The sequence below is a fragment of the Symbiopectobacterium sp. genome (assembly GCF_047692315.1).
Lineage (GTDB): Bacteria > Pseudomonadota > Gammaproteobacteria > Enterobacterales > Enterobacteriaceae > Symbiopectobacterium.
Genome location: NZ_JBLLJS010000028.1, coordinates 23,948 through 44,091 on the forward strand (window position 1 = coordinate 23,948; position 20,144 = coordinate 44,091).

Sequence of the window (20,144 nt, forward strand, 5' to 3'; positions counted from 1 at the left end):
CTAATTATTAATATTGGGTCAGCATAGCAGAATCAGCAGAGCGTTTTTTCTTTGATGAATCGGCTCACTACATCGCTCAGTTCTTGCGCTGTGGGCTGGGAGAGCGCTTGTTCTGCCAACGCTTTGGCATCGTCGTAATTTGCATTACGAATAATCTTCTTGATGCCAGGAATTGAGATTGCACTCATGCTGAATTCATCCAGACCCATACCCAATAATAGCAGTGTAGCACGTTCGTCACCAGCAAGCTCGCCGCACATCCCTGTCCATTTGCCTTCGGCATGCGATGCGTCAATGACCTGCTTGATCAAACGCAATACCGCTGGCGACATCGGGTTATAGAGATGAGAGATAAGCTCATTACCGCGATCAACTGCCAGAGTATACTGGGTTAGGTCATTTGTCCCAATACTAAAAAAGTCCACTTCTTTCGCCAGATGGTTCGCAATGGCGGCGGCGGCAGGTGTTTCTACCATCACGCCCACTTCGATGCTCTCATCGAAGGCTTTCCCTTCTGCTCTCAACTGCGATTTCAGCAGTTCCAGCTCGGCTTTCAGTGCACGAACTTCTTCCACAGAAATGATCATCGGGAACATGATACGCAGCTTGCCAAATACGGACGCGCGCAGAATGGCGCGCAGCTGTGCGTGCAGAATTTCTTTGCGATCGAGACAGATGCGGATCGCGCGCCAGCCGAGGAACGGGTTTTCTTCCTTCGGCAGGTTCATGTAAGGCAGATCTTTGTCGCCGCCGATATCCATGGTGCGCACGATAACGGCCTGTGCACCCACGGCTTTGTAGGCCTGGAACTGCTCTTCTTCTGTTGGGAAGGCATCTCGGTCCATAAACAGGAATTCGGTGCGGTAGAGACCAACACCTTCTGCGCCGTTACGCTCTGCACCGGCGACATCGCGCACGGTACCGATGTTGGCGCACACTTCCACCTGATGCCCGTCAAGCGTGATAGCGGGCAAATCTTTCAGTTTTGCCAACGCATCTTTTTCAGCGAGGTATTGCGCCTGCAACGCTTTCAGCTGTTCGATAACGTCTGGCGTCGGATTCTGATAAATCTTGTTGTTAACGCCATCCAGAATCAGATAATCGCCGTTTTTCACCTGTTGGGTGGCATCAGACGTGCCCACAATCGCGGGTAATTCCAAAGAACGCGCCATGATGGAGGTGTGGGAGGTCCGGCCGCCGAGATCGGTAATAAACCCCAGCATCTTGTCCAGATTCAACTGTGCGGTTTCTGATGGCGTTAGATTGGTAGCGACCAGGATAGATTCTTCCTGAATATCGCCGAGATCGATAATCGGCATGCCAAGAATATTTCTCAGCAGGCGTTTACCGATATCACGCATATCCGCTGCGCGCTCTTTCAGGTACTCATCGTCCAGCTCTTCCAACGCTTTCGCCTGATTCTCGATCACCGAGTGGGCTGCTGCATCGGCGGTGTGATGGTCCTTTTTGATGAGGGCTATGATTTCCTGCTCGAACTCTTCATCTTCGAGCAGCATGATATGCCCTTCGAAGATGGCTTCTTTCTCAGCGCCCAGGGTTGCACCTGCTTTGGCCTTGATGGTTTCCAACTGTGCGGATGCCTTGGCACGGCCACTCAGAAAACGCTCGATCTCTCGTTCAACGTCTTCAGCAGTAATTTTCTTCCGGCTGATGACGATTTCGTCTTCCTTCAATAACAGCGCGTTACCGAAAGCAAAACCTGGTGATACTAATACGCCTGAAATCATAACCCTACCTTCACTCGAAACTGATGTTCACACGAAAAGCCTGCCGATTACTCAAGTTCGGCCATCAGCTTAACCAGATGTTCAACGGCTTTTTGCTCGTCTTCACCTTCTGCGGAGAGCGTAACGACAGTGCCTTGCGTCAGGCCAAGGGTCTGAAGCTTGAACAGGCTTTTCGCGCTGGCGCTTTTTCCGTTGGAAGTGACGGTAATTTCGCTGGTAAATCCTTTGGCTTCTTTAACAAACTGAGCGGCAGGACGGGTGTGCAGGCCATTAGGAGCGGTAATTGTGACTTCTTGCTGGAACATTCTGTTTTCCCCAACTATGGTTTGGATTCGTGTTGTGGAACTAAAGTTTAGTGTATTTACCAAACTTTAGTCTGTTAGGTCAGCCCCATTTATGTTACGGGGTCGCCCTTGATGCGGCAAGGAAATGACGAAACGCCTTCCTTGAATATATACGCCAGACAGTGCTGCATTCCAGCCCAGTGTGTTATGACGTTACTGCCTCAGCGGTAAAAAGCGGGTCAATGTCATCAGCGGGAGCAGGGTGCTGTGTTATGGCTATTAATTTCGCGCATCAAAATAATTGTTCGGTTAAATACTAAACCTGGACTAAAAAAGCAATCATTGATGGGTATAAAGTTTGAACCCGACCACAAAAAAAGCACCTGTGAAGGTGCTTTTTTGCAGTCAATCCAGCGCGCGCGATTACTGTTGCAGTTCTTGTTCTGTGAACAGATCGGCAAACAACGCGGTGCTGAGATAACGCTCACCGGAAGACGGCAGAATCACGACGATGGTTTTGCCTTCGAACGCCGGATCTTTCAGCAAATTCAGCGCGGCAGCAACGGCAGCGCCGGAAGAGATTCCGGCAAGGATACCTTCTTCTTCCATCAGACGACGTGCGGTTGAAATAGCGTCTTCGTTAGAAATTCGCTCAACGCGATCCACCAGAGACAGATCGAGGTTACCTGGAATAAAACCTGCGCCGATCCCTTGGATCTTGTGCGGGCCAGGCTTGATCTCTTCTCCTGCCAACGCTTGCGTGATCACCGGAGAATCAACGGGTTCAACCGCTACAGTGGTGATGGCTTTGCCTTTGGTTTTCTTGATAAAACGGCTGACGCCGGTCAACGTACCGCCGGTGCCAACACCGGAGATAAACACGTCCACTTCACCATCGGTGTCTTCCCAGATTTCCGGGCCGGTGGTTTTTTCGTGAATTTCCGGGTTAGCCGGGTTGCTGAACTGTTGCAGCAGCAGGAAGCGGTTCGGATCGCTGGCGACAATTTCTTCTGCCTTGGCGATGGCACCTTTCATGCCTTTCGCACCTTCGGTCAGTACCAGTTTGGCACCCAGCGCTTTCAACAGGTTGCGCCGCTCGATGCTCATGGTTTCTGGCATGGTCAGGGTTAATTTGTACCCGCGGGCAGCAGCGACATAGGCCAGAGCAATCCCGGTGTTACCGCTTGTCGGTTCTACCAGTTCAACGCCGGGTTTTAATACGCCGCGTTTTTCCGCATCCCAAATCAGGTTCGCACCGATACGGCATTTGACGCTGAAGCTGGGATTGCGTGATTCCACTTTTGCCAGAATACGTCCATTACCGACACGGTTCAGGCGAACCAGCGGCGAGTGGCCGATGGTGTAGGAGTTGTCTTCATAGATTTTGCTCATGGCCAGTCCTTATAACTGTATGAAATTTTTACCAACAAGATAGAGCATACTCACTCCGCTCTTTCAGGGAAGGAAAGAATTGCTATATCGTTATGTTCTTAAGAAATATCTTTTCATTACAGTCGAAAAAGACTACCGCGCTCCCCCTCCCCCTGATACCGCGAGATGACGATAACGATCTACCCACAATGCGGTCGCGCCGCAGACGGCCACAGGCATCACCACCAAATTCAGGAACGGCACCAGCGTGAACAGACTGACCAGTGCGCCGAACTGTAAGTTATTGAGTTTATGACGCCGTAGCGCTTCGCGCATGGTGGGAAAGCTGATTTTGTGATTGTCGAAGGGATAATCGCAATATTGAATGGCCAGCATCCAGGCGCTAAACCCGAACCACAGTAGCGGTGCCACGGTCTGCCCGATGCCGGGAATAAGATACAACAATAGCAGTACGACTGCGCGCGGTAGGTAATAGGCGAGCTTCTGCACTTCACGCTTCACGATACGCGGGATATCTTTAACCATGCCCAGCATGCCGCTGTCTGGCAAGGTCTTCCCGGTCAGGCGCGCTTCAAGCTGTTCCGCAAGAAGGCCATTAAACGGCGCAGCGATGAAATTGGCGATGGTGCTGAAAAAGTAACCAAACACCAACAGGATAGAGACCACCGCGAGCGGCCACAGCAGATAGCTTAGCCATTGCAGCCAATCTGGCACATGGCTCATCAGTCGGGCAATCCATTCCCCCATGCGGGAAAACAGCCACCAAAAGGCACCGCCCATCAGCAGTATATTGACCAGCAGAGGTATGATGACAAAACGCCGTATGCCCGGCAGCGACATCAGTTGCCAGCCTTGTGCAAAATAGTAAATGCCTGAACACGTTGACGTAGCGGGGGACGGGGTTACCATGGCATCCTGTTCCTCATTGTTTGTGTGATCTGCATCATATCGGGATGATTTTCTGCTGACCAGTGACCCTTTGGACGAAAAAAAAGCAAAAAAGTGCGCCCGGTATATCTTTATTCCTATAAAATATTGTGCAGGCTTGATTCCTATAAAATATTGTGCAGGCTTGCACTTGTGTACGCGGGCAAATAGAGTTAAGGGTATGAAAAAATTGCCGCGGTGGCAATAAATTGAATTAACTGGGATAGCAATGATGCAGGACTTGCGTCTGATATTAATCGTTGTGGGCGCGATCGCTATAATTGCGCTACTGCTTCACGGCTTGTGGACGAGCCGTAAAGAGCGCTCGTCCCTTTTTCGCGATCGTCCGGTGAAGCGCCTTAAGCAAAAGCAGAAACGGGAAGAGGCTGCCCCGCTCGAGGAACTTGATGAAGGGGTCGGCGAAGTCAGGGTTACGCGTACTCGTGCGCCGGAAGAACCCGCGCTTGGCACATTTGATGAACCGGCACCGCCATCTTCTTCGTCATCGCCTTTTGCTTCTGCCGCCGAACATGTTCGTACCGATTATGATCCGCTGTTAGGCGCGGCGACACCGCAGCGTCCTGTACCGCAAGTGCAAGTCGATGAAGATAACGATGCGCTTTTGCGTCCAGTCCATGTACCGCATACACCGCACATCGAGGCTGAGCCCGTAGCGCCAGCCGCTGCGCATGAACCCGATGGCGTTGAAGCCCAACCGGAAGCGAAAAGTGCAAGCAATACGCAGCAGGAGGCCGTACTGGTGCTGCACGTCGCGGCCCATCAGGGCAGTATTATTGGCGGAGAAGTGCTGCTGCAAAGCGTGTTGCAGGCAGGATTCCAGTTCGGTGAAATGAATATTTTCCATCGCCATGTTAATCCCGCAGGGGCGGGGCCGGTGCTGTTTAGCCTGGCCAATATGGTGAAACCCGGTTCTTTCAGTATTGACGATATGGCCGAGTTCTCTACGCCGGGGGTCTCCATTTTCATGATGGTGCCATCCTACGGCGACGCGAGCCAGAACTTTAAATTGATGCTGCAATCGGCACAGCGCATTGCTGATGACGTAGGCGGCGTGGTGTTGGATGATGAGCGCCGTTTGATGACGCCGCAGAAAGTCGAAGCCTACAAGAACCGCATTCGCGATGTGCTGCGGGCTAATGGGTAAGTGTTAATGGGGAACCGTTAATAGGTAACCGCAAAGCCTCCACGAAGGAGGCTTTGTTTTTTCATGGTATAGGATGGGCTGAAGTGGCAAGTAGCAATGGATTAAAGCAGGATCTGGGCGTGATTCAGGGAGTGGGGCTGCTTTCCACCTCGCTATTGGGCACCGGTGTGTTTGCGGTGCCAGCGATTGTGGCGCAACTGTCGGGTAACGATAACCTATGGGCCTGGCCGCTGCTGATTGTGTTGGTGTTTCCCATTGCTATCGGCTTTGCCGCGCTGGGGCAGCATTTTCCGAATGCCGGTGGGGCGGCTCACTTTGTCAACCTGGCGTTTGGTCCACGCCTGGCTCGCGTGACCCGCTGGCTGTTTCTCTCCGTGATCCCTCTGGGGTTACCTGCGGCGTTGCAAATTGCCGCTGAATTCTGGTCCACGTTTATTGGTCAAAGCATGAGGGGCACATTGGTGGTGCAAATGTTGACGCTGGTAGCCATGTGGCTGCTCGGATCGCGCAGTGCGGGCTCCAGTGCTTCCATTCAAACGATCATTGCCGTGTTGGTGGTGTTGCTGGTAGCTGCCATTTGGTGGGCGGGTGACATCACCCCCACGCATATTACCTGGCTCGCACTGAGTGCTATCTCCTGGCCTAACACCTTTGATTCACTTGCCGTGATGTTCTGGTGTTTTGTTGGGTTGGAGGCGTTTGCCCACCTTTCTACCGAGTTTCGCAATCCGGAACGTGATTTCCCACGCGCATTGATGATCGGCATGCTGATTGCTGGCATCGTGTATTGGGGCTGTACCGTGGCTATTTTGCAGTTGAACGTCTATGACAGTGATATCGCCCCGACGTCGCTGCTGTTAAGTATCGTCGCAGACTTGTTTGGCAGCCAATGGATCTATTGGGGAGCCTGCCTGATTGGCTATCTGGCCTGTTTTGCCAGCGTGAATATTTACACTCAGGGCTTTGCGCGGCTGGTGTGGTCTCAGGCGACGCCGGGCAGTCGTTTAGGGACGCTTTCGCGTACTCAGGTGCCACTCAATGCGCTGTCGGCGGTGGTATTGTGTAGCCTGATATGCTGCCTGCTGATTCACTGGCTGTCCCTGCCATTATCGACGCTGATTGTTTACGCCAATGGCATTTTTGTTCTGGTTTATCTGCTGTGCATGCTGGCAGGGTGCCGATTGTTGAAAGGACGGGCCCGTCTAATGGCTGTCATCGGCAGTGTATTGTGCTGCGCACTGTTGGTGATGGTGGGGCCAAATCGCTCTATGCGTTGATTATGTTAGCGGTGTTGTGGTGGGGATTACCGCGTAAATCTCCGCAACTGGCAGCAGAATAGCAGGCGCTGTACCGGCCATGGTATGGCCGGTGCTGGCGGTGAGATAGCGGCAGGCTATTACGGCTGCTGTTCCGGCGTTGTGGATTTTTCCACGTCCAGTTTTGCTTCCAGCTCGCTCAAACGCTGTTCCAGTCGTGCCAGTTTTTCACGGGTGCGCAGCAGAACCTGCGTTTGCACATCGAACTCTTCACGGTTCATCAGATCCAGCTTGGTGAACTGTGCTTGCAGCACCTGGCGAATTTTTTTCTCGGCGTCTTCGCCCAGCTCACGTATGCCTTTGGGCATAGATTCGTGCACCTGACGTGCAATTTGCTCAATCTTTTTCGGGTCAATCATGCCGTTTTCCTGATAGGTTCCTGTCATCTGTAGTGTCAGTGTAATGCGTGAATGAAACGGGATAAACCAAAACTCGTCCTGCATCGCTTTGTGTCAGATTCTTAAAGAAAAATTTTATCAATAGGTGAGCAGATGTCACATTTTGCCTATTGCGCCAATTGCCCCGCTCCGGCATTAGCGTTATAGTTACCTCGCTTACTTCTCAGGGCGGGGTGTAATTCCCCACCGGCGGTAAACCAGACAACGCAGGGTGCTAAAACATCATGCTTTCGTGTGGAAGCCCGCGAGCGCTCGCTATAACGCTGTCGATGATGAATTATCGATATGTGTGGCGAGGTCAGCAGATCCGGTGAAATTCCGGGGCCGACGGTTATAGTCCGGATGGGAGAGAGTAACGGTATCCTGTTGGGCATAGGCCCACTCGCGTTATTTTGTTAGTCATTGCCCGGTGCGTATTGACGCGCATTCGATGCAATGGTTACTCCTCAAGCTCGCCCTGGTTCTGGTAATCCATAATAAATATGAGGTTTTTTTACCATGAATCAGACATTACTTTCTGAATTTGGCACGCCATCTGAACGCGTTGAACGTGCGCTTGAAGCGCTGCGTCAAGGAGTTGGTGTTATGGTGTTGGACGACGAAGACCGCGAAAACGAAGGCGACATGGTATTTGCCGCCGAGAACATGACCGTTGAGCAAATGGCGATGACCATTCGCTACGGTAGCGGTATCGTCTGCCTGTGCCTGACTGAAGAGCGCCGCCGTCAATTGGAACTGCCCATGATGGTGGAGCACAACACCAGCCACTATCAAACCGGCTTTACCGTCACCATCGAAGCGGCGGAAGGCGTAACGACCGGTGTCTCTGCCGCTGACCGTATGACAACCGTTCGTGCCGCCATTGCCGATGATGCGCGTCCAAGCGATCTGAACCGCCCGGGGCATGTCTTCCCGCTGCGCGGACAGCCGGGTGGTGTTCTAACGCGCTGTGGTCATACCGAAGCGTCTATCGATCTGGCAACGCTGGCTGGTTTCAAACCGGCCGCCGTGCTGTGCGAACTGACCAATGACGATGGCTCCATGGCGCGCGCGCTAGAAGTGATCGCCTTTGCCAAACAGCACGGCATGCCAGTACTGACCATCGAAGATTTGGTCGCCTATCGTCAGGCGGCAGAACGCAAAGCGAGCTGATTACTCCCTTCTCGGGCCGGTGACACCGGCCCATAAAAACGCAGCCTGTGCGCTTTACGCGCTGTGCTGCGTTTTTCTTGCCATTAACGTTGCGAAGCGCAGTTTGATGCGATTGCCGTTCTCGTCCGTTTTATGCAACTCACCCACGTTTTCGTTGTATTTCAGAATGTCCCATCCGGTGTAATAGTCGCATAGTTCGTTGTGCTGGAAGGTAAACGAGAATGGCAACGGGCAGGGGAAATCCTCGGTGGAGATGATAAGGTCATACTGTTCGTCTAGCGCTGCTTTGTTGATGTCGTACAGGCTGGCACGAATGCCGGAGAGGTTTTCGCTGCTGATGATATCTTTCAGTGACGAGATGCTATTGAGGTTTTTGTCATACGCAGTAACGTCAAACCCGCGCAGGTTCATGTAAAGGGCGTTTCTTCCGCCACCACAGCCAAGATCGAGCGCTTTGCCGAGGGCTACCTGCTCCAGTGCGGCCACCACTTCGGAGTGGGTTGCCGTCAGACCGTGTTTTTTGGTGTAATAATCTTCTGCGGTGCAGTAAAACGCTAACTGACACTCCAGGTCCGCTGAGGCGCTCACGATACGATGCCAGGCTTGCGGTTCAACAAACGGCGGCTGGTTCTGTTCGGTAAACTGGTAGGTCTCAATCACTGAACCATCTTCATGCAGCATGGCGAATGTCAGCTCCCCTTTCAGGACGGTCAGCTTTGCCCAGGTTCCTACTTGCGTGTTGTGTTTTTCTTGAAATGTGGCGGGCAGCGTCTGCGCATTCCACTGCGGCATGGTTTTATAACAGATCAGGTTTTGCATCATTCACCTCGGGGAGCCTATACATTCTTATCGCGTTTTACCGCGTTGCGGGTAGTTTAAAGCTCCGCAAAGAATAGCTATAAAAATTTATTTAAAATACATCTTTTGTGGTGAGAGCATGTTCTCAGGGTGAAGTATGTTGAGATTGGCGTAGGGTTTCGTGCGCGAAGAGCTGATAGCTTTTCTTTGCTACTTGCGTAGCACGCGCCCGACTAGGGGTGTGCAGTCGCCCACACCCCTCGACCCCGCGCTTTTTGCGGAATGACGTCGCTACGCGATGCCTTCGGAAACAGGTACCGCCGGACGGACCGCCCGCGACGTGCTCCCGGCACGGAGCGGACTTTCGCGGCATCCCTGCCGCTCATCCTGGCGTTACCCGTTTCCTCAGCGTCATTCAACGCGGGTTAAAACTAAAAGACATTATGCGCAGCGAGTGCACTTGTTGGACTGGATCACCTGAAAGAAATCATTCCCCTTGTCATCCACCAAAATGAATGCCGGGAAGTCTTCCACCTCGATTTTCCAAATCGCTTCCATGCCCAGTTCGGGATACTCAACGCAGGTCAGGTTCTTGATGCTGTTCTGTGCCAGAATCGCAGCCGGACCGCCAATACTGCCGAGATAGAAACCGCCGTGTTTATGGCAGGCGTCAGTCACCTGTTGGCTGCGGTTACCCTTCGCCAGCATGATTTTGCTGCCGCCGTTGGCTTGCAACAGATCAACGTAGGAGTCCATGCGCCCTGCGGTGGTTGGCCCCAAGGAACCAGAGGCATAGCTTTCCGGCGTTTTGGCCGGGCCCGCGTAGTAAATCGGATGATCTTTAACGTATTGCGGCAATCCTTCACCGTTGTCGATGCGCTCTTTGAGTTTGGCGTGAGCAATATCGCGCGCCACAATAATGGTGCCTGACAGGGAGAGACGCGTGGAAACCGGATACTGAGACAGCGTTTTCAGGATCTGTTCCATTGGTTGGTTAAGATCGATCTTGACCGCTTCACCTTCTCCGGCCTGGCGCAGATGTTCAGGAATGTATTTGCCAGGATTCTGCTCTAACTGCTCCAGCCAGATGCCGTCGCGGTTGATTTTGGCCTTAATGTTGCGGTCAGCGGAACAGGAAACACCCATGCCGACTGGGCAGGAGGCACCGTGACGCGGCAGACGAATAACGCGGATATCGTGAGCGAAATATTTACCGCCGAACTGCGCACCTAACCCCAGATCCTGTGCGGCTTTCAGCAATTCATTTTCCAGCGCAAGGTCGCGGAATGCTTGCCCATGTTCATTGCCGCTGGTGGGCAGCACATCGTAGTATTTGGTGGAGGCGAGCTTCACGGTTTTCAGCGTGCTCTCTGCTGAGGTGCCGCCGATTACAAAGGCAACGTGATACGGCGGGCAGGCCGCAGTGCCCAGTGAGCGCATTTTTTCCACCAGGAAGTTTTTCAGTTTTTCCGGCGTCAGCAGCGCTTTGGTTTCCTGATAAAGGTAGGTCTTGTTGGCAGAGCCACCCCCTTTGGTGACAAACAGGAATTTGTATTCCGCCCCTTCCGTACTGTAGAGGTCGATTTGGGCCGGCAGGTTGGTGCCGGTGTTGACTTCCTTATACATATCCAGCGCGGCGTTCTGCGAATAGCGCAGGTTGTCTTCAATAAACGTGTTATACACGCCGCGTGACAGCGCTTCGGCGTCATTGCCGCCCGTCCAGACCCGTTGGCCTTTTTTACCGACGATAATCGCAGTACCGGTATCCTGGCAGGTCGGCAGAATGCCCTTTGCAGCAATTTCCGAGTTGCGCAGGAATTGCAGCGCCACGTATTTGTCGTTTTCACTCGCCTCCGGGTCGTGCAGGATATCAGCCACTTGCTGTTGGTGGGCTGGACGCAGCATAAACGATGCATAGTGGAAGGCCTGTTGCGCCAGCAGGGTCAATGCCCGCGGGTCGATCTTCAGGATCTCTTTGCCTTCAAACTGGGCGGTGGAAACATAATCGCTGCTGATGAGGCGATATTGGGTGTTGTCTTTGCTTAGCGGAAAAGGTTCTTGATAATAAAATGGTTTATTCGACATGTTTTTCTCACTTGCAACAAATTAAAAGAAAGGTTCAGTATCCTTTGGGAAGACTTTCTGTCTTGCATATGGTTATCATTTTTATGTGCAATTATTCAGTCATGCGTTAGCACAATTATCCCAACCATGGTAGGGGTTTATAGCGCTACGTACCAATTTAGTATATCACAGTTTTTGCATCGAATCGGTGGGTTTTTACATTCTGAACGATAAAAAAAGCGCAGTGAAAATGGTGAAAAAGCAATAATGCGTCAAGTTGATGTTGATGCTTATTATATTGCGTAACTTGTTTAATAAAAATAAGTAAATTTATCGACTTGTTTTCCCTGAAAATAATGTGGTTTTTTGCCGCATCGATAAGAAAATAGTGGGTCTGCATTGCGTTATCAAGACCACCTCTATTTCAATTCAGGGCCGGATCTTTTTGCATCAGTAAATTATCAATCATCCAAAAACCTGCCGGGCCTGGCGGGTACTGTTTTGACCACACCACATCCATTTCAATCAGTTGCGGCCAACCTGCCACGGGTAACTCCACCAATACCTGATGACCAAACTGTGCGACCAGCCAGCGTGGCAGTATACTCCAGCCAAACCCCTGTTCTGCCATTTCCAGCAGCATAAGAGAAGGTGCAGACCAGATTATTCCCTCCTCCGACTGACGTTCATTGCGCGTATAGGTATTCAGACAAAGCTGGCGCACCGTCGCCAACTGCTGCTGCGTGACAGACGGCTGCTGTGCCAACGCATGCTGCGCTGCAACAAAGATGGCCATTTCGGTTTTCACGTGTAATCGTGAGGCACTGATCTCTGCTGGATAGTGTGGTTGGGTGCGAATAACGCCCATATGCGCGCGCTGTGCCTGAAGCAGGTCGATGACATCCTCATCCTCGGCGATCAGACACTCGAACTCGATATCAGGAAAACGGGCAGAAAAAGCGTGCAGCAAGGGATCATAATGAGCTGCTTTCCACATATCCGACAGCACAAAGCTCAGGCGTGGCTCGATACGATTGGCCAGACGCATCGCCAACGCATCCAGCGTGTCGCTGGCAGCGAGAATGGCCTGAACGTGCATGCGCACTTTATGACCGTCATCCGTCAGATGTGGCTGATGCCCTGATCGATCAAACAGCACCAGACCGAGATCGGCTTCCAGGTTGGCAATGGCCGCGCTCACGGTGGATTGGCTTTTGCGCAACTGGCGCGCAGCGGAAGAGAAGGAGCCGGTTTGTGCTGCGGTTACAAAGGCAATCAGGGATTCGGGGGAATATCGCATCACCGCTCTCTTCTCAAGTCCATCGTTTTTATCGATGGATATTAATTTCATTCTTCCACTAATAGCGATATAAGCTGCCGTCGTCAAGCGGTGAGAGGCGTTCTCCACCGCGTGTTTTTGTTGATGAAAAAAGTGTGGTGATGTATGCAATCTAACGCAGCAAAGAGACAAACAACCGCGGTACAACGCCGAAGCGTGGGTAAGCGTGTGTTTCATGCTGTCGGTTATGAAGTTGTTGCTCTGTTGATTACGGCACCCATTGGTGCCTGGCTATTTAACAAGCCGCTGTTTTCCATGGGCGCATTGGAGATCATGCTCTCCAGCATCGCCATGGTGTGGAATATCATCTACAACGCTCTCTTCGATCGCCTGTGGCCGGTATCACGCGTGGCGCGCGGTGCCAAAGTGCGTATCTTGCACGGATTAGGCTTTGAGGGCGGTTTTATCCTGTTCGGGTTGCCTGTCGCGGCCTGGATGTTGGAGATTACGCTGTGGCAGGCGTTGATGGTGGAGATCGGCTTTTTCCTGTTTTTCCTGCCATATACCGTGGTTTATAACTGGGTATACGACAATTTGCACGCACGTCTTATGGCGCGTAGAGCAGGTCAGCAGGGTAAGTCGCCCATCGCATCGCGTACTCGTTAACACGGTTAGCTGTTGCGGTTGCTGGTTTTCAATCGGCTTTTGAAATCGGCGTAGTCTGGCGTTATCGGGCTGCGCCATAAATACCAGGCCGCGACCGTGAGAAAGGGCTGGCACGGCAGGCTGAGTTCCTCCAACTCGCGGCGCGAGGGTATCGCATCGCGCTGATGCAAATAGCATAACCCTAAACGGATACCGAGATCGTCCAACGGCATAATATCCATTCGTTCCAACCCATAGATCAAATACATTTCGACCGTCCAGCGACCAATGCCTTTCAACGTACATAACCGTTCGATTAACGTATTATCGTCCATTGTTAGCGCCTGTTCTCGCGCAGGAACCAAACCTTGCAGTGCCCCGTGGGCAATCGCGTGCAGGGTCTCTGCCTTGCGCGTTGAGAAGCCGCATTGGCGCAGCGCGTCTTTCTCACTGGCGGCAATCTGCTGTGCGGAAGGAAGTGTCTGCCCGTCAGGGCTAAAGGCTTCCAACAGGCGGCGGATCATTGCATCGCCCGCACGAGTCGTGAGCTGTTGGTAAGCTACGGCGCGTATCAGCGCTTCATAGGGTTCACGATGCGGGTGCGTTTGGTGCTGACATTCGCCGATGTTGTCCAGCAACGCTTGCCAGCGCGGTCCGAGCGTGCGCAAATGTTCGCATGCCAGATGCACGCTCTGCGCCCTGTTCCATAATACCGGCTGCGGGTGTGACATACTTGATCCTGAACGTGAGAGAAAGGGTGCGGGCTTTCAGCATAAAAGAGTGAATAAGGGTTGTCACTTTGGGATGCGTTTCTGGAATGAGAAAGCAAGAATCAGGCATGTATTCGCCAGAAGTAAAAGGTAGGGTGGGATATCTTTTTTGGCCAGAGACTGCGAGGTGAATGATGTCGACAAACGTGCGCCGAACGCCGATTTCTTTTCCTGAGCAAGAACCCCCTGCCTAAGACGATGCATGGTGGGATGCCTTGTGCCGACGTGATAAACACGCCGATGGCCGTTTTTTCTATGGCGTTAAAACTACGGGGATCTTCTGTATGCCCTCCTGTGCGTCTCGGTTACCACTGAGGGAAAATGTGCGGTTCTTTGCGGATGCTGAGGCGGCGCAACGTACCGGTTTCCGGCCCTGTAAACGCTGCCGACCAGGAAATCCGTCTCGCGAGGAAAGGCAATGTGCAGCTATTGAGCACGCCTGCCAACTGATGGCGCAGGCAGAGATATCGCTGACGCTGGCGCCAAACGCTGTGGGTATTAGCCCCTACCATTTTCACCGGCTGTTTAAAACCCACGTTGGCGTGACACCAAAACGCTGCGCTGCCGCGTTGCGTGGTCAGCGTGTGCGCCAGTCTTTGAGCGGTGATGCGCCCGTGACACAAGCGGCATTAGAGGCAGGATTTCGCTCCAGCGGGCAATTTTATCACGAGTCCGACCTGCTTCTCGGCATGCCGAGAAGCAGTTTTAAAAACAAGGGGCAGGGTATGACGATCCATTTTGCTATCGGACAGTGTTCACTGGGTGAGATTCTGGTTGCAGAAAGCGAGTGCGGTGTCTGTGCAGTTTTACTGGGGGATGACGCCACTGCACTGATAAACGAGCTGCAATCTCTGTTTGCCAATGCACCTTGGTCGGAGGTGATACGGCGTTTGAGCAGCGCATGGCGCTGGTGGTCAGTGTCATTGATTCACCTGGCGTGCCGATGACGTTACCGCTCGATATTCGCGGCACCGCGTTTCAACTGCGTGTCTGGCAGGCTCTGCGTGACATACCTCTGGGAACCACGCTCAGCTACCGCGACATTGCTGAAAAAATTGGCCAGCCGGACGCGGTGCGTGCGGTGGCCGGAGCTTGCGCCGCCAACCGTCTGGCGGTTCTCATTCCTTGCCATCGGGTCATTCGCACCGATGGTGCGTTGTCGGGCTATCGGTGGGGCATCGCGCGTAAACACCAACTGCTTGAGATCGAGGCTAAGGAATCCCATGACGGATGATCTGTTCGCGGAAGAGGGCACACCGCGCTGGACGCAAACGCTGGCACCTGGCGCGGTTGTGCTGCGCGGGTTCGCCGTCGAATGTGCACCCGCGTTAATGCAGATGATTGACCAACTGACGAGCCTGTCGCCGTTTCGACATATGACCACGCCGGGCGGCTTTGCCATGTCGGCCGCCATGAGCAATTGTGGCACGCTGGGCTGGGTGACGGATGCGCAGGGTTATCGCTATTCGCGCCACGATCCACTTACGGGGGAGCCTTGGCCCGCGATGCCGACGCTGTTTGCTCAACTGGCGCAACAGGCAGCACACGAGGCCGGATTTCCTGATTTCGTTGCCGATGCTTGCCTGATGAACCGCTATGCGGTGGGCAGCCGGATGTCATTGCATCAGGATAAGAATGAGCGAGATTTCTCGCAGCCGATTGTTTCTGTGTCTCTTGGGTTACCGGCCATCTTTCAGTTTGGCGGTATGCAGCGCAGTGATGCCGTGCAGCGTATCGCGCTGACGCAGGGCGATGTGTTGGTGTGGGGCGGGCCGTCACGCCTGCGTTTTCACGGCGTGCAAACCATCAAAGCAGGCACTGGCGCTTATCGGTTTAATCTGACGTTTCGTAAGGCAGGATAAAATAAGGCGGTAACAACCTGCCCATCAGGGCGCAGGTTGTTACCGAACAGGCTTATTGTTTCTTGAAGTGCATATAATCCAATGCGCTTTCTGCGGCAATACGGCCTGAGTTCAGGGCGAAACCGAAGGTGTCGCCGCCTAACAGCAGGTCGTAAGTGTCGCCGTACATGCCGCCCGCGTCATTACCGGTGACATACAGGCCCGGGATGGCATTGCCGTCCTTGTTGACTGCCTGCATCTTCTCGTTAATTTTCACGCCACCCAGCGTGCCGAGTGCGGCAGGCTGCATCTTAACGGCATAGAACGGCCCTGTTTTCACCGGACGCAGGTAATCCATGTTCTTGTTGAACACTTCATCACGTTTTTGCGCGGCAAATACGTTGTTCTGATCGATGGTTTCTTTCAGCACGCTGGCATCCACGCCCATCGCTTTTGCCAGTGCGTCCAGCGTTTGTGCTTTGTAGACGAAACCGCGGTTTTTCTGACTCTCTTTTTCAAACTCATCGTCAAACTTGGTGAGTTTGGTATTGGCGATAACCCATTCATCAATTGGCACATCGATCCCGTCGTTCACGTAATGTTTACGTGACGTTTCATCAAAGATGGAGTACATGATGCCGCCCGCTTTGGAGAGCGCGTTACCGGAGTGAGGCCAAATGATAACGTTGGACTCATCGGTAAAGCGACGGCCATGCGTGTCGACCCACAGATAGGGTTGGCGGGCCGTGGCCAGCAGGTGGGAGTTAGGCGCATAGTCCGGCAAGCCAGGACGATAGGCTTGCAGTACGCCCATGCCTTCTTCTTTGGCACCAGTTGGCACCAGCTTTCCAGGCCATTTTTATCCCTTCACCATCTTTACCGATGTTGCCCACCATGATGGTATCCGGGAAGGCGACGTACTTTTGCCGCTTCACCACCCACTTCTGGCGTTTCAGAAGGCGCATCGACGGTGGCTTTATTGATTTTCCCTTGGGCATCAATATCTAATGTGACAGTAACGTCGCCACCAATACCTGTGCTGGCGGAAGAATAAGTGCCTGCTTTAAAATCGCCATCTGCAAAGGCGAAGCTTGATGCAATCAGCAGACAAAAGGCTGCCGTACCCTGTGATGTTTTCATATCAACGGTTCCAATAAAAGTTTATAAATATTCAATGTTATATTGAACGGAAAATTATTGCTCGTGCTCTCCTTTATCTCCCATGAATAAAATGATGGCCGTCATCTTCATTCAGATGCATGAATATAAAACAGCAAATGGGTAATCCGATACCGAGTAAAATAAATAGCAGGCTAAAACTGTTTAAATTAATCGTGCTCTCCATGCGGGTAAGAAAACGCAGCATAGGAAAGGTCAATGCCATGCTGATCATAATGGAGAGCAACTGAGTCACTGTCATAATGTTATTGCCGTTGTTATAGGTGTGATGACTCAGGTTGCTGAACGCCAGCGTGCTCTCTGCGGAATGCAGCGTCGAAATCAGAATGCTGAGCAGCACCGCAATAATGCCGATGAATATCGTTGCGTTTTCCTGCACCGCCGCGCCCATGGAGAAAATGCACAGCGAAGTAATGACCGTGGTGTGCAGCAGCAGCTTGCGGTAGCCAATCGGTTTTATCAGTGGCTCGAAACCCATTTTAGAGAGCGGGGTACCGCTGGAGAATAACAACAAAATCAGGCTGACGGTGGTGGGGTCGCACGCCAGTTTGGTTTGCAGCATCAGCGACAGCACCACCGGGATCGAGGAGAGCAAAATGCGCGTGACGATACCGCTGGTCACGCCAATGGAAAACGTTTTAATGGTAAACAGGTTTTCGCGCGGTTGAGGCCGAGTAGCGAACATATCCTGTTTGAAATAGAGGAATGCGAGGCTAAATCCTGCGATGGCCAGCGCGGCACTCAACGGGAGGCTGATGATGTTTTTCGGTATCGCGGTGAGCAGGAATGCGCCGAGAAACAAGATGCCGACCAGCAGCATCAATTTATAGGTGTCTCCCCGAAAGTGTGGAACCTGCATATTGGCGGGAATATGTTTTCTCGTCAGCATCAGGCAGACCAGGCACAGGGGAATGTTGAGAACAAAAATCAGCACTGGGCCAATCATGGTGCCCAGTAACCCCAGCAGGGTAATGCGGTTGAGGAATAAGAGTTTCATGGTATCGGGCGTGGTTCTCAAAATAATGGTTCTGATTATCGGCAGCATCAATGCGCCGCCGATCCCTTGTATAAAACGAAATGCGCTCAGGCTCACGATGGAGGTCGCGGTAGTACACAGCAGCGAGCCCGCCATAAAAATAGCGATCGCGACAAGGTAGGTCTTGCGTTCACCCAGCCACGCTGCCATCCAGCCATTGACGGGGGTGAAGGCCACCACGGTAACAACATAGGAGATAACAATCAGCTCCATATGCAGCACCGGTTGGTGAAGCGCCTCCGCAATGGTTGGCAGTGCGATATACAACATCGTCGTGTCGACGGATTGCATAAAAAAGGTGATGGATGCAATCCAGAACAGTGTCCACGACGTCTTCATGATTTACGCTACTGTCATCTGGCCGGCGTACAGCACAAACATACGCAGCAGGAACACACCGAGCAGGCTGAGACCCGCCATGAACGCCATCTGCTTGCGGCTTGGCGCACTGTCGTGGCTGCGCAGGAATCCGGCAATAAGCGGAACCGCGATACCCACGCCAATAACGCCAATCCAGAACACGCCGCCCCAGAAACCGGTAAGTGCGTTGTGTGCCGACAGGTTTTTTTGACCGCCACCCAATAACAACCCGACAAAGAAGGCGAACAGCAAGAAGATCTCTGCGAACACCACGGGATTTTCAATTTTATGGATATGGATGAAGTGCAACGTACCTTTGTGTTCGCCAATAAACTGGCGATTCATGGCTCCGGCCAGCAGCGCAACCGCAATGCCGGACGTGGTGCCCGAGGCGAGAAACAGCACTGGCAGCACCGGGTTGTTCAGCATCGGGAAGGATTTAAGCGCCGACAGCAGAAAACCGGTATAGCACCCCAACAGGATTGCCAGCACCAACAGCGTGTTTTTAAACCAACTGATACGTTTCTGGATAATGGCACTCAGGTTACGCACCAGAGAGAGCAGGCCGCCGTTGTTGAATTTGCTCACCAGCGTCAGCAACTCATCACGATACAGGCTGACCAGCCACAGGATGATAAACACGAAGTAGACCTGAAACAGCATCACTCCGAGCGACATGATGGAGCCAGGGTTGTAGAAGACCATCAGATACCAGAAGGTCATCGGGCGTGTCAGGTGGAAGAGCAGAATAATCAGACCGACCATCACCGACAACGGTGCCACGATCGCCGTTGCTATGGCGATGGGATTTTTGCTGCTGTACTCCGCGGGCACGTAATACTTCAGCAGCATCGTGAGGGTGATCATGCCAGCGGAAATGCCCACCAGCAGCAGGTAGATGGCGATGGGCCAGTCCCATACCAGCGTGTCGAAGTGGAAAGCATTAAGCATTGTCGATTACCCCGCGTTTGCCAGGAATGCGATAGAGCTTCGGTTCGGTGCCCAGATAGACTTTGGAGCGATAGGTCGGGTTCGCGAGAATCATTTGAGAAATATCGCTGGCCGGATCGTTCAAATCGCCAAATACCAGAGCGTGGGTCGGACAGATCTCGACGCAGGCCGGTTTTTTACCTGCTGCCAGATTGGTCTCGCGGCAGAAGTTGCACTTATCTGCGGTATTGGTTACCGGGTTGATAAAGCGTACGTGGTAAGGGCAGGCAGCGATACAGTAGCGGCAACCTACGCAGCGTTTATCATTAACGTCAACGATGCCGGTGAGTGCGTCCTTAAAGGAGGCACCCGTCGGACACACGGAAACGCACGGCGGGTTTTCGCAATTCTGACAGGATTTACGAAAATATTGACGCACAGCGCGACTGGTCGAGGTACGCGGAATATTAACGAAGGTCAGGATCTCGAGGCGGGTAACGCCATCGGGAACATTGTTGGTCTCTTTGCGGGCACCGATACAGGCTTTACAGCCAATACACAGTGATTCATTGTGCAGTAAGCCATCGCACCCCTTTTGAGGAGCCAGCGGCGGGTGTAGCGCTTTGCGGCGCAGCCTCGTTTGCTAACGCCAGTGAGGAACTGCCCGTCACAAAAATGGCACTCCCCATATAGGCGAGAAATCGACGGCGGGAATGATCTTCCATAACATCACCTTCAGTATTGAATGCTAGTTGATGTAGTCATGCTGATGTCGGTACCGAAAAATCGTTGGGTGATTGGCTTTTGCAGTGTCTGATTCGTTGTGACGCAGTGTGGAAGGGCTTCCCTGAGACATTGAA

15 protein-coding genes, 5 pseudogenes and 1 riboswitch are annotated in these 20,144 nt (G+C 52.7%); of the genes and pseudogenes, 6 read left to right on the forward strand and 14 right to left on the reverse strand.

What is annotated here, in order from left to right:
- Window positions 1-32: 32 nt before the first annotated feature.
- From ptsI to cysZ, 4 genes are all read right to left on the reverse strand, one after another.
- Window positions 33-1,748: a phosphoenolpyruvate-protein phosphotransferase PtsI gene (gene ptsI, locus ACMZI0_RS16795; protein ID WP_415673810.1), complete on the reverse strand. Its 1,716-nt coding sequence runs from the start codon at window positions 1,746-1,748 to the stop codon at window positions 33-35.
- A gap of 47 nt (window positions 1,749-1,795) precedes the next feature.
- A complete protein-coding gene (gene ptsH / locus ACMZI0_RS16800; RefSeq protein ID WP_002913505.1) occupies window positions 1,796-2,053 on the reverse strand; it encodes a phosphocarrier protein Hpr in 258 nt (85 codons plus the stop codon).
- Window positions 2,054-2,455: 402 nt separating this feature from the next.
- A complete protein-coding gene (gene cysK / locus ACMZI0_RS16805) occupies window positions 2,456-3,424 on the reverse strand; it encodes a cysteine synthase A (protein WP_415673811.1) in 969 nt (322 codons plus the stop codon).
- Between the two features lie 132 nt (window positions 3,425-3,556).
- Window positions 3,557-4,333 carry a sulfate transporter CysZ gene (gene cysZ, locus ACMZI0_RS16810; protein ID WP_415673812.1) on the reverse strand — a complete coding sequence of 259 codons (777 nt, stop codon included), beginning with the start codon at window positions 4,331-4,333 and terminating at the stop codon, window positions 3,557-3,559.
- A 247-nt stretch (window positions 4,334-4,580) separates the two neighbouring features.
- Here cysZ and zipA point away from each other — a divergent pair, with 247 nt between their 5' ends.
- Together zipA and yjeH are read left to right on the forward strand one after the other, a co-directional pair.
- The gene (zipA, locus tag ACMZI0_RS16815; protein ID WP_415673813.1) at window positions 4,581-5,516 is read left to right on the forward strand and encodes a cell division protein ZipA; all 936 of its coding nucleotides are present in this window, start codon (window positions 4,581-4,583) and stop codon (window positions 5,514-5,516) included.
- Window positions 5,517-5,599: 83 nt separating this feature from the next.
- A pseudogene (yjeH, locus tag ACMZI0_RS16820) lies at window positions 5,600-6,855 on the forward strand (L-methionine/branched-chain amino acid transporter).
- Window positions 6,856-6,912: 57 nt separating this feature from the next.
- Here yjeH and ubiK read toward each other — a convergent pair.
- On the reverse strand, window positions 6,913-7,191 hold the full coding sequence (ubiK, locus tag ACMZI0_RS16825) for a ubiquinone biosynthesis accessory factor UbiK (RefSeq protein WP_415673979.1): 279 nt from the start codon (window positions 7,189-7,191) through the stop codon (window positions 6,913-6,915).
- A gap of 193 nt (window positions 7,192-7,384) precedes the next feature.
- Window positions 7,385-7,588, forward strand: a riboswitch (FMN riboswitch).
- 140 nt (window positions 7,589-7,728) lie between these two features.
- Between ubiK and ribB the strand changes: the two genes are divergently transcribed.
- Window positions 7,729-8,382 (forward strand): 3,4-dihydroxy-2-butanone-4-phosphate synthase, encoded by a 654-nt coding sequence (gene ribB / locus ACMZI0_RS16830; protein WP_415673814.1) that lies wholly within the window; start codon window positions 7,729-7,731, stop codon window positions 8,380-8,382.
- Between the two features lie 54 nt (window positions 8,383-8,436).
- Here the strand turns inward: ribB and ACMZI0_RS16835 are convergent, their stop codons facing one another.
- From ACMZI0_RS16835 to ACMZI0_RS16845, 3 genes are all read right to left on the reverse strand, one after another.
- Window positions 8,437-9,201 (reverse strand): SAM-dependent methyltransferase TehB, encoded by a 765-nt coding sequence (locus ACMZI0_RS16835; RefSeq protein WP_415673980.1) that lies wholly within the window; start codon window positions 9,199-9,201, stop codon window positions 8,437-8,439.
- Window positions 9,202-9,621: 420 nt separating this feature from the next.
- Entirely contained in the window at window positions 9,622-11,265 is a 1,644-nt protein-coding gene (gene fumA, locus ACMZI0_RS16840) for a class I fumarate hydratase FumA (RefSeq protein ID WP_415673815.1), read from the reverse strand.
- A 403-nt stretch (window positions 11,266-11,668) separates the two neighbouring features.
- Window positions 11,669-12,544, reverse strand: a complete 876-nt coding sequence (locus ACMZI0_RS16845) for a LysR family transcriptional regulator (protein WP_415673816.1) — start codon at window positions 12,542-12,544, stop codon at window positions 11,669-11,671.
- Window positions 12,545-12,688: 144 nt separating this feature from the next.
- Here ACMZI0_RS16845 and ACMZI0_RS16850 point away from each other — a divergent pair, with 144 nt between their 5' ends.
- Window positions 12,689-13,189 carry a multidrug/biocide efflux PACE transporter gene (locus ACMZI0_RS16850; RefSeq protein ID WP_415673817.1) on the forward strand — a complete coding sequence of 167 codons (501 nt, stop codon included), beginning with the start codon at window positions 12,689-12,691 and terminating at the stop codon, window positions 13,187-13,189.
- Window positions 13,190-13,194: 5 nt separating this feature from the next.
- On the opposite strand, the gene ACMZI0_RS16855 is transcribed toward ACMZI0_RS16850, so the two are convergent.
- On the reverse strand, window positions 13,195-13,899 hold the full coding sequence (locus ACMZI0_RS16855; RefSeq protein ID WP_415673818.1) for a DNA-3-methyladenine glycosylase family protein: 705 nt from the start codon (window positions 13,897-13,899) through the stop codon (window positions 13,195-13,197).
- Window positions 13,900-14,153: 254 nt separating this feature from the next.
- Here ACMZI0_RS16855 and ada point away from each other — a divergent pair.
- Both ada and alkB read left to right on the forward strand, forming a co-directional pair.
- A pseudogene (ada, locus tag ACMZI0_RS16860) lies at window positions 14,154-15,172 on the forward strand (bifunctional DNA-binding transcriptional regulator/O6-methylguanine-DNA methyltransferase Ada).
- Window positions 15,162-15,800, forward strand: coding sequence for a DNA oxidative demethylase AlkB (gene alkB / locus ACMZI0_RS16865; protein WP_415673819.1), 639 nt, complete (start codon window positions 15,162-15,164; stop codon window positions 15,798-15,800). Before ada ends, alkB begins: the two are co-directional and overlap by 11 nt.
- 52 nt (window positions 15,801-15,852) lie before the next feature.
- On the opposite strand, the pseudogene ACMZI0_RS16870 reads toward alkB, so the two are convergent.
- The 5 genes and pseudogenes from ACMZI0_RS16870 to ACMZI0_RS16890 form a co-directional block, all read right to left on the reverse strand.
- Window positions 15,853-16,705 (reverse strand): annotated as a pseudogene (locus ACMZI0_RS16870) (FAD-binding protein); the annotation flags it as partial.
- Window positions 16,704-16,919 (reverse strand): annotated as a pseudogene (locus tag ACMZI0_RS16875) (FMN-binding protein); the annotation flags it as partial. The pseudogenes ACMZI0_RS16875 and ACMZI0_RS16870, both read right to left, overlap by 2 nt.
- Window positions 16,920-16,992: 73 nt before the next feature.
- Window positions 16,993-18,333 (reverse strand): MFS transporter, encoded by a 1,341-nt coding sequence (locus ACMZI0_RS16880; protein WP_415673820.1) that lies wholly within the window; start codon window positions 18,331-18,333, stop codon window positions 16,993-16,995.
- A gap of 3 nt (window positions 18,334-18,336) precedes the next feature.
- Window positions 18,337-19,305 (reverse strand): cytochrome c nitrite reductase subunit NrfD, encoded by a 969-nt coding sequence (gene nrfD, locus ACMZI0_RS16885; protein WP_415673821.1) that lies wholly within the window; start codon window positions 19,303-19,305, stop codon window positions 18,337-18,339.
- Window positions 19,298-20,009: pseudogene (locus ACMZI0_RS16890) on the reverse strand (4Fe-4S dicluster domain-containing protein). The gene nrfD and the pseudogene ACMZI0_RS16890 overlap by 8 nt, the downstream one beginning before the upstream one ends.
- Window positions 20,010-20,144: the final 135 nt, after the last annotated feature.

What these genes read in the sequence shown, in the direction of transcription:
- ACMZI0_RS16880 (WP_415673820.1), bottom strand. Translation starts at nt 18,333, where the DNA reads ATGAAGACGTCGTGGACACTGTTCTGGATTGCATCCATCACCTTTTTT.
- ACMZI0_RS16855 (WP_415673818.1), bottom strand. Translation starts at nt 13,899, where the DNA reads ATGTCACACCCGCAGCCGGTATTATGGAACAGGGCGCAGAGCGTGCAT.
- ptsH (WP_002913505.1), bottom strand. Translation starts at nt 2,053, where the DNA reads ATGTTCCAGCAAGAAGTCACAATTACCGCTCCTAATGGCCTGCACACC.
- ACMZI0_RS16835 (WP_415673980.1), bottom strand. Translation starts at nt 9,201, where the DNA reads ATGCAAAACCTGATCTGTTATAAAACCATGCCGCAGTGGAATGCGCAG.
- ACMZI0_RS16850 (WP_415673817.1), top strand. Translation starts at nt 12,689, where the DNA reads ATGCAATCTAACGCAGCAAAGAGACAAACAACCGCGGTACAACGCCGA.
- fumA (WP_415673815.1), bottom strand. Translation starts at nt 11,265, where the DNA reads ATGTCGAATAAACCATTTTATTATCAAGAACCTTTTCCGCTAAGCAAA.
- ptsI (WP_415673810.1), bottom strand. Translation starts at nt 1,748, where the DNA reads ATGATTTCAGGCGTATTAGTATCACCAGGTTTTGCTTTCGGTAACGCG.
- ACMZI0_RS16845 (WP_415673816.1), bottom strand. Translation starts at nt 12,544, where the DNA reads ATGCGATATTCCCCCGAATCCCTGATTGCCTTTGTAACCGCAGCACAA.
- alkB (WP_415673819.1), top strand. Translation starts at nt 15,162, where the DNA reads ATGACGGATGATCTGTTCGCGGAAGAGGGCACACCGCGCTGGACGCAA.
- nrfD (WP_415673821.1), bottom strand. Translation starts at nt 19,305, where the DNA reads ATGCTTAATGCTTTCCACTTCGACACGCTGGTATGGGACTGGCCCATC.
- ubiK (WP_415673979.1), bottom strand. Translation starts at nt 7,191, where the DNA reads ATGATTGACCCGAAAAAGATTGAGCAAATTGCACGTCAGGTGCACGAA.
- ribB (WP_415673814.1), top strand. Translation starts at nt 7,729, where the DNA reads ATGAATCAGACATTACTTTCTGAATTTGGCACGCCATCTGAACGCGTT.
- cysZ (WP_415673812.1), bottom strand. Translation starts at nt 4,333, where the DNA reads ATGGTAACCCCGTCCCCCGCTACGTCAACGTGTTCAGGCATTTACTAT.
- zipA (WP_415673813.1), top strand. Translation starts at nt 4,581, where the DNA reads ATGATGCAGGACTTGCGTCTGATATTAATCGTTGTGGGCGCGATCGCT.
- cysK (WP_415673811.1), bottom strand. Translation starts at nt 3,424, where the DNA reads ATGAGCAAAATCTATGAAGACAACTCCTACACCATCGGCCACTCGCCG.